11 protein-coding genes are annotated in these 12,613 nt (G+C 37.8%); 2 read left to right on the top strand and 9 right to left on the bottom strand.

Going from position 1 to position 12,613, the window contains the following annotated elements:
• The first annotated feature begins 109 nt into the window (after window positions 1-109).
• Entirely contained in the window at window positions 110-793 is a 684-nt protein-coding gene (locus ACMCNP_RS06735; RefSeq protein ID WP_419315546.1) for a class II aldolase/adducin family protein, read from the top strand.
• A gap of 44 nt (window positions 794-837) precedes the next feature.
• Here the strand turns inward: ACMCNP_RS06735 and ACMCNP_RS06730 are convergent, their stop codons facing one another.
• Entirely contained in the window at window positions 838-1,671 is an 834-nt protein-coding gene (locus tag ACMCNP_RS06730; protein WP_419315543.1) for an ABC transporter ATP-binding protein, read from the bottom strand.
• Window positions 1,672-1,740: 69 nt separating this feature from the next.
• Between ACMCNP_RS06730 and ACMCNP_RS06725 the strand changes: the two genes are divergently transcribed.
• On the top strand, window positions 1,741-3,510 hold the full coding sequence (locus tag ACMCNP_RS06725; protein ID WP_419315541.1) for a radical SAM protein: 1,770 nt from the start codon (window positions 1,741-1,743) through the stop codon (window positions 3,508-3,510).
• A 112-nt stretch (window positions 3,511-3,622) separates the two neighbouring features.
• Here the strand turns inward: ACMCNP_RS06725 and ftsZ are convergent, their stop codons facing one another.
• The 8 genes from ftsZ to ftsW form a co-directional block, all read right to left on the bottom strand.
• Window positions 3,623-4,804, bottom strand: coding sequence for a cell division protein FtsZ (ftsZ, locus tag ACMCNP_RS06720; protein WP_419315538.1), 1,182 nt, complete (start codon window positions 4,802-4,804; stop codon window positions 3,623-3,625).
• Between the two features lie 52 nt (window positions 4,805-4,856).
• Window positions 4,857-6,095 (bottom strand): cell division protein FtsA, encoded by a 1,239-nt coding sequence (ftsA, locus tag ACMCNP_RS06715; RefSeq protein ID WP_419315536.1) that lies wholly within the window; start codon window positions 6,093-6,095, stop codon window positions 4,857-4,859.
• A gap of 79 nt (window positions 6,096-6,174) precedes the next feature.
• Window positions 6,175-7,005: a cell division protein FtsQ/DivIB gene (locus ACMCNP_RS06710; RefSeq protein WP_475393018.1), complete on the bottom strand. Its 831-nt coding sequence runs from the start codon at window positions 7,003-7,005 to the stop codon at window positions 6,175-6,177.
• A complete protein-coding gene (locus ACMCNP_RS06705; protein ID WP_419315531.1) occupies window positions 6,977-7,915 on the bottom strand; it encodes a D-alanine--D-alanine ligase in 939 nt (312 codons plus the stop codon). The genes ACMCNP_RS06710 and ACMCNP_RS06705 overlap by 29 nt, the downstream gene beginning before the upstream one ends.
• Before the next feature lie 24 nt (window positions 7,916-7,939).
• Window positions 7,940-8,866 (bottom strand): UDP-N-acetylmuramate dehydrogenase, encoded by a 927-nt coding sequence (murB, locus tag ACMCNP_RS06700; RefSeq protein WP_419315528.1) that lies wholly within the window; start codon window positions 8,864-8,866, stop codon window positions 7,940-7,942.
• Window positions 8,867-8,897: 31 nt separating this feature from the next.
• Window positions 8,898-10,349, bottom strand: a complete 1,452-nt coding sequence (gene murC, locus ACMCNP_RS06695) for a UDP-N-acetylmuramate--L-alanine ligase (protein WP_419315526.1) — start codon at window positions 10,347-10,349, stop codon at window positions 8,898-8,900.
• Between the two features lie 38 nt (window positions 10,350-10,387).
• Window positions 10,388-11,482: an undecaprenyldiphospho-muramoylpentapeptide beta-N-acetylglucosaminyltransferase gene (murG, locus tag ACMCNP_RS06690; RefSeq protein ID WP_419315523.1), complete on the bottom strand. Its 1,095-nt coding sequence runs from the start codon at window positions 11,480-11,482 to the stop codon at window positions 10,388-10,390.
• Entirely contained in the window at window positions 11,483-12,613 is a 1,131-nt protein-coding gene (gene ftsW / locus ACMCNP_RS06685) for a putative lipid II flippase FtsW (protein ID WP_419315521.1), read from the bottom strand.

Here is a 12,613-nt window from a genome sequence, read left to right as displayed (position 1 = left end):
CACCTATTATTTTATTATTATATCACTAAACTAAGCGGCAATCAAATCATCGTTCAATATAAAAAAATAATTGCAATGAATCTATTTTTAAAATAAAATTAAACATACTATGAAAAAAAACAGCATTGAATTTGATGAAAAGATCTTAGAATTAAGACGGGTTTGTAATATCGCTTTTGATAAAGGGCTTATAGACACGCATAGCGGAAATATCGGCATGGGAATAGGAGATAACGTCCTAATCACAAAAACCGGTAGAAGCCTTATTGATTTACAATCTCATGATTTTACGACAGTTCCGCTAATAAAATCTAAAAAAGATACGAAAAGTATGGACGGTGATGCGTCATCGGAAATAGACATTTACAGATTCATATTGAAGAGTTTTCCGGGTTCGGCGGTTTTTCATTCTCATCCCTTAAATGCAATCGCTTTGACTTTAAACCCGCATAAAAATAGCAATATCGAAAATAGAGAAGCCGAACCTGACCCATGCTTATTTAAAAGCCTTCACGAAAAATACCCGGAGTTAGACGAAATAGTCCCTCTTGATTTCGAATCTGCATATTTTTTTCCGAAAATATATGTTTTTCCGCTTAATTTAATGGAGAACATTAAAAATGATGACTTAAAAACCACATTTGAAGCAAAAGATATATTCAAAGAAAACGGCGTGTTCATGATAAAATCACACGGCTCATTTGCATGGGGTAAAACTCCGCTTGACGCTCTAAGGTGGACTATGGTCATTGAAGCCTCAGCAAAGATTATTCTAAAAGTGCTTGCCTATTAAGACCAAATTTATATCAGATAAGGAATAACAACACATATCGCAATTTATCTCCTTAAGACCCTGTTGAGTTCCCTCATTCTGTCTATTGCAGTGCCCGCTTCGCCTCTTACCTCCCTGCCGACAAGAGATATAAAAGCGTCCGAAAGGGTCGGGACATTACCGTCTTTGGATTTTACCGATTTTTTAAGCTCTGACGGCGTATCTATCGCTATTATTTTACCCTTATCTATAACAGCTATTCTATCGCAGTTTTCGGCTTCCTCTATGTAATGCGTGGTTAAAAATACCGTAGTTTCTTCTTCTTTCCTGAGCTTATCTATAAAATCCCACATATTTATCCTTGTTTGAATATCGAGACCAGCGGTAGGCTCGTCGAGAAACAGAACGGACGGGGAATGCAAAAGCCCTCTTCCAACCTCAAGCCTTCTTTTCATTCCGCCCGACAGCAACTTTATCGGCTTATCTTTATAATCGTATAAATCTATAAAATCCAAGATGTGGTCTATTCTTTCCCCGACACTCTCTCTATTCATACCGTAAAGCCTTGCGTGGAAGTTAAGGTTCTCAAGAGCGCTCAAGTCATTATCTAAAGTAGGGTCCTGAAACACGAGCCCTATAGACATTCTGACGTCCTTTCTGTTCCTTATTGTATCGTAACCGTTTATATATACATTACCGCTTGTCTGACGAATAAGCGTGCACAAAATTTTTATCGTAGTAGTTTTACCTGCACCGTTAGGGCCTAAAAAAGCAAAGAACTCGCCCTTGTTTACGCTAAAAGAAATATCGTTAACCGCGACGACATCTTTATATTTCTTGACTAATCGCATTACCGATACTGCAACTTCGCTGTTATTGCTCCGGACGTTAACTGGCATGACGCGCCCTCCTCTCATTGCACTACACTCCTATATATTATAAAATATATTATTAATATAATAATAAGGATGAAGATAAAATTCAATATAAATAAATTTATGCGCAATAATACTCAACGCATGACCGTAAGTCGCAATATACATGATAATGTTAAGAATATCGACGAGTTATACGACCTTTATCTCAAATCTGAGCGAAACGTATCTATAAAACACATGGACGCTCGTTTGAATGCCGTTATCGTATTTCCAAACTATTACGGAGTCGCAATGTCGAATCTCGGCTTCTTGAGGGCTTACGAATTAATAAACGAGTCCGGATTTATATCGTGTGACAGGGCTTTCTTGCAGGATGATACGTCTAAGGGCATCATATCTATCGAAAAGAGAAGAAGATTAATAAATTACGATCTTATATTTTTCTCTTTAAGTTATGAAAACGATTTTCACAATATTCTTTTTATCTTGGATGTCGAGAAAATTCCTTTCTTATCCAAAAACAGGAATGATTCTTTCCCGCTTATTATGGCAGGCGGAGTAATAGCGTTTATGAACCCCGAGCCGGTCGCTCCTATTTTCGATATATTATTTATCGGGGAAGCCGAGGCTATTTTCCCCGATTTTTTTAATGATATCGAAAAGAAAAATAAAAGCGAGGTCATAGCAAGTGGAGGAAAAATTAAAGGTATTTACGTGCCATCCGCTTATAACTTTATATTCGATAAAGAAAAACCGAATGTTTTAAGAGAAATTCAAAATCTTCCTGATTTTCCTAAAAAAATAAAAAGGACATGGGTAGATAAGGATTTTGCTTCTTCTTCCGTCATCACTACGGAATTCTCAGAACTTGGCAATATGAATATGATTGAAATAGAAAGGGGGTGCAAAAGGGGGTGCCGCTTTTGCAGCGCAGGCTATATATATCTGCCATTAAGAGAATCAAATCAAGAAAATGTTTTAAGTAAAATAAAATCTTTAAACAAAAATGATAAAGCGGGGTTCGTAGGATTAGGCACTATGGATAGTGAAAATATTCGAAAAATAATGCAGTTTTCGTTAGATTCACAAAAACCGTTTTCTTTATCCTCAATACGCTTTGACTGTCTTGACGAAAATAACCTCGACTTGATAAAAGAAACGGGCATAAAAACGGTAACTTTAGGCATAGAGACGGGCTCCTCTAAGCTTAAAAGGCTTATAAACAAAGATATTGCCAACGACAAAATAGTAGGTGTGCTTAAGAATATCGTCAGAAAAGGCATAATAAATATAAAGTCGTATTTTATGTTCGGGCTGCCCTACGAAGAGAAACAGGATATAGACGAAACGATAGAACTTATTAATGCGATGCAAAAGGAGTTCGTTTCTTCGTCCAAAATAAACAAAAGAATAGGCTCGCTTACTGTCTCCTTCTCGCCGTTTGTACCTAAAGCGTGGACGCCCCTGCAATGGGAAAACCTTGAAGATCCGAATATACTTAAGCGCAAAGCAAATTATATATTAGACAATCTCAGAAGGCTGCCTAATCTTAATATTAAAATAAACACCGTTAAAAATGCTTTTATGGAAGCCTTTTTTGCAAGGGGTTCAAGGCTATCGTCAGATATCTTAATATATTCTTTTAAGAACAGGGTAAACTTAAAAAACGCCGTAAAGGAGACCGGTTACAATATAAATGATTTTATAAGAAAATTCGATATGGATGAGCTCTTACCATGGGACATAATAGACCAGGGGGTTACCAAAAAATATCTTTTAAAAGAATATTTAAGAAGTAAAAAATTTAAAACAACATCTCAATGTTTTAAAGGATGCAAGAGATGCGGGATATGCATATAATATTTTAGAAATACCCCCGTTCCTAAAGACAGGCTTTCCGCTCTTTTAGTCCAGACCCAACCCTCATACCTTATCCGTAGTAAGTACTTTATGACAACGCGCAGTAATGCTCTTAATCCGCCTGTTTTCTCATAAAGGTAGGGATATCGTATCTTTCGTTTTCGTAATCCTCATCCCCGTCTTCGTCTTTAAATCTATTCATGTATGTGTCACTGCCTTCCTTGCCTATCTCGCTACTGTTATCGCTACTGATATTCGTACTGTCGGGCAGAGGAGCGACGATTTTATCGCTGTTTTGAGTGGAACCCTGAACCGGGGTCAATAAAACGGAACGATTTTCCGATTCAAACCCGGTAGCAATGACCGTCAGCATCATTTTATTTACTAAAGACTCGTCTATCACGGCACCAAATATTATATTAGCATCCGGGTGAGCCTCTGATTTAATCTTTTCAGCGGCCTCATTTATATCGAAAAGCGTCATGTCCGGTCCCCCCGAAACATTTATTAAAAGCCCCATAGCACCTTCTATTTTTACATCCTCCAACAGAGGACTGGCAATAGCCTTTTGAGCCGCTTCTAACGCCCTATTCTCGCCTTCCGCAAAACCGGTCCCCATAAGGGCCATGCCCATTTCCGACATTATAGTCTTAACATCCGCGAAATCAACATTAACGATACCGTGCACGTTTATTAAATCTGATATGCCTTTCACTGCCTGAAAGAGAATTCCGTCAACCTTTTTGAAGGCATCGGAAAACGACGTAGACTTTCCGGCAACGGCTAACAATCTTTGATTCGGAATCGTAATAACCGTATCTACCACGGCCTTAAGTTCTCTAAGACCGTCCTCTGCCTGTTTCATTCTTCTGTTGCCCTCAAAAAGAAAAGGCTTCGTTACTACTGCCACCGTTAATGCACCAACTTCTTTAGCCACCTCGGCAATTATCGGTGCGCCCCCGGTTCCGGTTCCGCCGCCAAGCCCCGCGGTTATGAATACCATATCGGAGCCTTCTATTATTTCCTTAATTTTATCCCTGTCTTCAATAGCCGATTTTCTTCCTATCTCCGGGTTAGCTCCCGCTCCGAGTCCCTTAGTTATTTTTTCTCCCAGCTGAACTTTTATGCTGGAAGCACTTGCCTTTAATGCCTGAGCATCGGTATTGGCAACAATAAAATCCGCTCCGGAAAACCCCGCCGCTATCATGGTATTAACGGCATTACCGCCTCCACCTCCGACACCTATAACCTTTATTTTTGCCGATAATTCACTATTCTCCGCAAATTCCAACATGATTGCCTCCCTATTTATAGTGTATATTATAGATCCATCATAAAAAATTAAATTAAAAAAAATCTTCCAATATTTTAGAAAACCAGCTCTTCAGTGCAATGAATAGATTAATTTCACCCTTAGAATGAAGAGAGCTTTTATTTTTAACGTTTCTATTTCTATGCGCATATTTAACAAGACCTACCCCTGTAGAATATATAGGGGAGTTTATAACGTCGGTTAATCCTCCTACGCTCAGAGGATAGCCTATTCTTACCGGGGCGTTAAAGATCTCTACCGCGAGATCGGTGGAACCGTCTATAAGGGCTGCCCCGCCCGTAATTACGTAACCGGAAATAATTTTATTTTCCAATCCATTCTTTTCAATATTTTTTCTAATCCATGTAAAAATTTCTGCCATTCTCTGTTCTATAATATTTCCGAGAAGCTGTCTAGAAATAGGTCTTGGCGGCCTGCCGCCGAATCCCGGAATTTCAATTATTTCATCCTTTCCGGCAAGCGATTCCTTTGCTATACCAAATTTTATCTTAATCTTTTCGGCTTCCTGCGGAACGGTCGTGGTCCCTTTAGATACATCGCTCGTTACGCTCTGCCCGCCCTTTGGAATAACAAAGGTATGTATAATATTCCCGCCGTAAAATATGGCAACATCAGTGGTTCCTCCGCCAATATCTATAAGTGCAACACCCAATTCTTTTTCATCTTCCGTTAGAACCGCCTCGCTTGAGGCGATCTGTTCTAAAACTATTTCGGAAACACCGATCCCAGATTTATTTGCACACTTTACGATATTTTGCGCCGCTATACTCGAAGCCGTAACCATATGGACGCTTGCCTCCAACCTTAACCCGCTCATTCCTATCGGATTCTTAATGTCATCCTGATCGTCAACCGCAAATCCTTGAGGAATAACATGAATAACCTCATGGTCTATCGGCACGGCTACGGTTTTAGCCGCAGATATTACTCTGTCTATGTCTTGTTGCGTTACCTCTCTGCTCTTTACTGTCACGATACCGTGTGAGTTAAAACCGCGTATATGTGAACCAGCGATACCTATAATGGCCTCTTGAACCTGATATCCCGCCATAAGCTCAGCATCCTCTACTGCTTTAGTAATGGAATCTACGGTATTTTCTATATTCACGACAACCCCGTTTTTAAGTCCGGCTGCGCTACTTGTGCCTACCCCTATTATCTCTATCGAAAGACCCTTGGCTTCGGCAACTATAGCACATACCTTAGTCGTTCCAATATCTAATCCCACAAAAATATCATTGTTCTTTTCCAATTTAACCCCTTGATTTTCTCTTCGCTTTCAATACTCAATGTTTACCAACATATTCTCGTTATATGTAAAAAACTTATTTCTATTTATAAACATCCGGTCTTATAAATAGATTTTTATACTTTGCCGGCAGTACTCTTGAGCCGGAATTTACTTCAATGACCGCTTCATTTTTATATTCTAAATTTATGTAATTTTTATATTTAATGTGGATTTTATTAATTTCGTAAAATAGTTTTTTAAGCGTTTTCAGCTTATTTTTATAATTATCTATTCCAAATTTTATGTATAAACCATTATCGGTGTAAACCGCTATCCCGCCATCTCTTTCTATGTTTATCTCGCCTATAAGATTATAAATAACGGAAAACTTTGAAATCTTTAAAAAATATAAAACCTTTTTTAATCTATCAAAATAACTGCCTGCATTGTCGGCATTTAGACCCGTGATAATCGGATAACCGTAACCTTTTTCGTAATCCGCCCTTCCCAGAACATACCCTTCCCGATTTATATAATAAAGATTTCCATTATTTGCTATCATCGCAAAAATATTTCTTTGTTTTAAAATAATAATAATTTTATCCGGATATTTTTTATAAACGGTCACATCCTTGACCCACATGTCCGAAGCAATTAGTCTCGAAACCCTCTTCATATTAATACCCACTAAGTTATCTCCCTTACTCAGCCCGGATATCCCGATAATTTTATTTTTTTCTTTGCGACTCATATTGCTATCCAATATAATTATTTTCTTAAGAGTAAATATTTTTTTTTGAAAAAGAAAATAATTATAGGTTGTGTATCCAAAAAACCCGATAACCGAGATAGACGCAACCACACCCGTTATATAAATTAAATATATAAAATAATTAAGTTTTCTATTCGTCCTTTTTTTTAAAAATCCCATCTTCAATTATATTTTCAACCAATTCACCGAAACTTATACCTCTTTTGCCTGCAATCATAGGAACGATGCTCAGCTCGGTCAATCCCGGAAGGGTGTTAACTTCTAATATATAAACATCTCCGTTACCCGCAAGCATCATGTCTGTTCTTGAAATACCGCTGCACCCTATAATCTCATGGGCGCGAATCGCCGCCGATTCACATGCCTCGTATTCTTCCGGTTTTAGTCCCGGATCTAATATGTAAGTCGTCTTCCCCTTGGTATATTTTGCGTCGTAAGAATAAAAAAAATCTTTAGGCTTGACCTCAATGCAACCGAGCGGCATACCGAAAGCTACGGCAAATTGTATTTCCCTCCCCTCTATATGTTTTTCTATTAGCGCTTCATCATCATATTTAAAGGCATTATTCAATGCATCCGCTAATCCGTCGTCTAAGGAATCAACTATGCGACACCCTATGCTGGAGCCGGAAGAGTTAGGCTTAATAAAATACGCCGGCGTAATCTTTTCAAGCCTTTTTTTAATACTGCCGATATCCTTTCCTTTTTTAACCGCAACAAAAGGAGGTGTCTTTAGTCCATAATAATCCAATAGGACCTTTGACCTAATCTTGTCCATGGCAATTGCGCTTGCCGAAACGCCGGAGCCGGTGTACGGAACACCGAACAAATCTAATGCACCCTGAACCCTTCCGTCTTCCCCGTAAGTGCCGTGGAGTGCAATAAAACAAACGTCTATTTTTTTCAAATTATCGACAAAATTTTCGTCTATATCAAAAAACATAACGTTATACCCTATTTCTTTAAGGGCATTAAATACGGCATGCCCGGTTTTGAGGGAGATTTCTCTTTCCTCGGATTTTCCGCCGGACAGAATGCCTATCCTCAAGTTTTTTAAGCTTTCCCTCATATAGATTTAATTTATCCGCCTATTTTAAATTATTTTTATTTCCGTATTCAATTCTATGCCCCTGCTCGACAATGCCTTTTCCTGAATAATTTTTATTAAAGACATAATATCATCCGGTTTCGCGCTGCCTTTATTGACTATAAAATTTGCATGCTTTTCCGAAACCTGTACTCCCCCGTTAGAGAAGCCTTTAAAACCTATTTCTTCTATAACTTTTCCGGCAGACAATCCTTCCGGATTTTTAAATATACAGCCCAAAGAGTATTCGCTCAACGGCTGAAACAACTTCCGTTTTTTAAAAATTTCTATATTCTCAAATATCTTAGCCCCTAATGATTTAAAGAGCGTTAAATGTACATTCGTTATGAAATAACCGCTATCTACACCCCTGATTTTTAAATTACGGTATGAAAATTCTAAATCCCTCTTTTCTATGGTTAATTTGGCTCCGTCGTCCATAATAATATCTATTTTTTCTACAATATTCCCCATAACGCTTTCTTTTGAACCGGCATTCATTCTAACGGCGCCCCCCAGCGTACCCGGAATTCCGTAAAAAAATTCACATCCGCCGAAATTATTTTCCATAGCATACCTTAAAACTTTTGATAAAACCGCGCCGGAGCCGACCCCTAAAACTATCTCAGATCCGCTCTTCTTGCTCTCCGAATAGGTTGCTTTAAATTGTTTGAAAGAAATAACCGGCAGACAAATGTTTGTATCTTTGAACAGGGTATTTGTTCCCCTGCCGATAACATAATAACCGCATGCATAAACCCTGAATATGTCTGTTATAAAAAGCAATTCACGTTCATTCTTCGGAAAAACGATCAGTTCTGCCACACCCCCTATCTTGATAGAAGAATAGGACGACATATATTCGTTTTCGAGGAACTCTATTTGCGCCGTCCTCAGTTCGTTTATCAAATCAGCCCGTTTATTTTTATCCATATTATTTTCATAATAAAATAAAAAGTAGTCGCTATTTCAAAGAAACTATTTTGTCGCAAACCGCTTTGCCGTTTACGGCGTCCACCTCTTCATAATATGCTTCCGATGTTTTTTCGCCCTTAGCCCTGCTATGGACAAAATCATCGCAGCTCTTGGTTATATCCCCTGCCCCAAGAAATATTACCATTTCGCCGCCCTTTAATATATTTCTTAAATTAGACTTTATATCTTTTTTATCCGGAACGTAATAGACGTTTTTATAGCCTTCCCGCCTCATTCTTTCAGATAATGCCATAGACGAAACCCCATCTATTTCTAATTCCCCGGCAGAATAGATATCCGTAATTATAACGGAGTCGGCAAGCTTGAGAGAGTTTACGAATCCTTCCATCAAATCTTTCATTCTGGAATATCTATGCGGTTGAAAAACGGCAATAATATGCCTATTCCAGTTTTTTGCAGCCTTAAGCGTAGCCGCTATCTCAACGGGATGGTGTGCATAGTCATCCACTATTATGAGCCTATCGTCTGATTTTTTAATTTGAAACCTTCTTTCTACGCCATGAAAACACCTAAGTGCCTCTTGGATAAATTCGGTTTTTATCCCCAACTCCAAACTCAATGCGATAGCCGAAAGGGCATTTAAAACATTGTGAATACCGGGAACAAATAAGTTAAATTTTCCTATTAATCTCCTGCCGTAATATGCATCAAAAGAAGATGAATCTCTCTCCAACGCTATATTCAAGGCATAATAATCGGCTTTTTGTTCTATACCGTAAGTAAAATATTTTTTGTTTATTTTTGTAAATAATGACCTCAATATAGGATTATCGACACATAAAACGGCAAGACCTAATGGAGAAATATTATTTATGAAATCTACAAATGCCGTTTTTAAATTTTCCATACCATCGTAATAGGAAAGATGCTCGTAATCAATGTTCGTAACTACGCAATAATCCGGCTTAAGCTTCAAGAAGGAGCCGTCACTCTCATCCGCTTCGACAACCATAAACTCCCCTTTGCCTACCTTAGAGTGCATATCCAAACCGAAAACCTTTCCGCCCACGACAAAAGTAGGGTCTCCGCCCGCCTCTCCGAATATAGACGCTATCATAGACGTAGCAGTTGTTTTACCGTGCGAACCGGCTATAGCAATGCCTTTTTTTAAAGATAACAGCTCTGAAAGCATCTCCGCCCGCCTCAATACCGTTAGTTTTCTGTCTCTCGCATCCATAAGTTCCGTGTTGTTCTCTCTAATAGCCGTAGAATATACTACGATTTCAGCCCCCTTAAGATTATCAGGGCTATGTCCGATAAAAACTTCGCCGCCGATGGATTCTATTTTTTTTATAGTCCGACTGTATTCGATGTCCGAACCCGTTACTTTATAGCCAGAATTGATAAGAACCTCTGCTATGCCACTCATACCGGAACCGCCGATTCCTATAAGATGAATCCTTTTGACGCTGTTTTTCATTATTATGCTCCTTAAATTTAGAATTTCGCTTCATGTCGTTATTCTCTATTTAATATTACATTTGCTATTTTTAATGCCGAATCTTTCGTTTCTATCGTTTTCAAATTATCATACATGTATTTCAATAATTTTCTATTATAAAATATTTTGCAAGTTGTTTGTAATAATTCTTTTGAAAGATTTTCGTCGTCTCGTATTTTATAAAAACAGCCTTTTTTCGAAAACACCGCTGCATTTTTATCCTGATGGTTTTTTGCCGCGAAGGGATAAGGCACTAAAACCGCAGGTTTTCTCAATGCAATTAATTCCGACAAAGTGCCCGCTCCCGCCCGGCATATGACCATATCACTGGATAAATAGTATTTCTTAATATTGTCGGTAAACGAAAAGATATCATATTTTTTTATTTTGCTCCCATCGTAAAAACTTTTAACCGATTCCAAATCATGCTCGCCGGTCTGATGATAAACGACCAAGCGATCGGATATTTCTTTATCTAACAGAGACAGCATATTTATTACGGCTTTATTGAGAGAAGAAGCGCCTTGAGACCCTCCGAAAACAAATATCTTTAACTCATTTTTATCCGTAAATTCTTTCTCTTCATTCGTTTCCGTCGAAACCGATTCCAAGATAGATTGCCTGACCGGATTTCCGGTGACGATAACCTTAGAAAAGGTCAGATACTTTTTTGTTTCTTCAAAAGAGGCAAAAACCGTTATTCCTAATAAAGCCAGTATTTTATTGGAAAGACCCGGTACGACGTTTTGCTCCATGACTCCGCTCCTTATACCGCCGAACCTTGCCGTAACGAGTGGCATAAGAGAGATATAGCCCCCTAAGCCTAAAACATAATCCGGCTTTATTTTGCCATAAAGGGCGCCAATATCTCTTGCCGCCTTAATAAATCCCTTCAAAGACGCTACCTTATCCATAAGACTTTTTCCTGAAAATCCCTTAACGTTTATTTTAAAAAATTCAAAATCATAATTGTCTTTGAGCCTGTTTTCTATTCCTTTTTCGGTTCCTATAAAATAAACTTTTATATCATTAATACTTTTTAACTTTTCGTAAACCGCAATGCCCGGAAATAAATGCCCGCCGGTTCCTCCGCCAGCTATTATGAGGTTCATCTATATATTTTTCCTCTTTATACTTTGCGAAGATATATTAAGCAAAATACCTATGCCTATGCATGCCGCCAGCAAAGAACTTCCTCCATAGCTTATAAACGGCAAGGCAAGTCCTTTAGTAGGTAAAAAATCAAGAACAACGCCTATGTTTATAAATGCGCTCAAAACAATAACAAATGTGATACCGTAAGCAAGATAGGTTCCAAAAAGGTCCGGTGCATTTATGGCAATCTTCAATCCCCTATATCCCAAAATTAAATATAGTGAAATAAATATAAAAACACCTATAAACCCGAGTTCTTCTCCTACGGTAGAGAATATAAAATCGGAATACGGGGTAGGAAGAAAAAATAACTTTTCCTTTCCGTTCCCCAAACCGACACCGTAAAGCCCTCCCCTTGCAAACGCATACATAGACTGTATAATTTGAAAACCTATACCGGTTTTATCGTGAAAGGGGTGGAGAAAGGCAAGTATTCTATTCATTCTATACGTTACGGTAAAAATAAGAAAATATGCGGCAACGCTTCCTATAATCGTAGTGATAATGAGGTAAAGTATTGATACTCCGCCGGCAAACAACATGATAATCGTCATAAAGAACAGGATAGACGCCGTTCCGAAATTGGGTTCTTTTAAGAGTAAAATATCTAAAAATCCCATAAATACGAGAGGGGCTATGAAAATTAATGAATAACGATTATTATTCAGCATATCCCTTTTTTTCTCCAGAAAATTAGCCAAATATACTATAAAAAATATTTTCAAAAATTCTGACGGTTCTACGCTAAAAAATTTAAAATCTATCCATCTTTTAGAACCTCCGACGCTCATGCCTACATGCGGAACAAATAATAAAATCATTGAAATTATTATTCCTAATAAAATAATTTTATAAAACGACTTAAATATATGATAATCGTTTTTCATTAAAAACCATATAAAAAATGCAGATATTATTACATATACAACCTCTCTTGCGACAAAATGATAACTCACGCCATATTTAACTATGGAAACCATCGCACTCGTCGAATATACCATTACTATGCCGAGAGCTATAAGTACTATAACGGTCAGAAATAAAGTTATATCGTATTTTCTTATAAATGTCTTTCCGTAATTAATCAT

Origin of the sequence: Candidatus Acidulodesulfobacterium sp. H_13, assembly GCF_048541835.1 — a bacterium.
GTDB lineage: Bacteria > SZUA-79 > SZUA-79 > Acidulodesulfobacterales > Acidulodesulfobacteraceae > QIJE01.
This window is presented reverse-complemented; position numbering and strand designations above follow the sequence as displayed.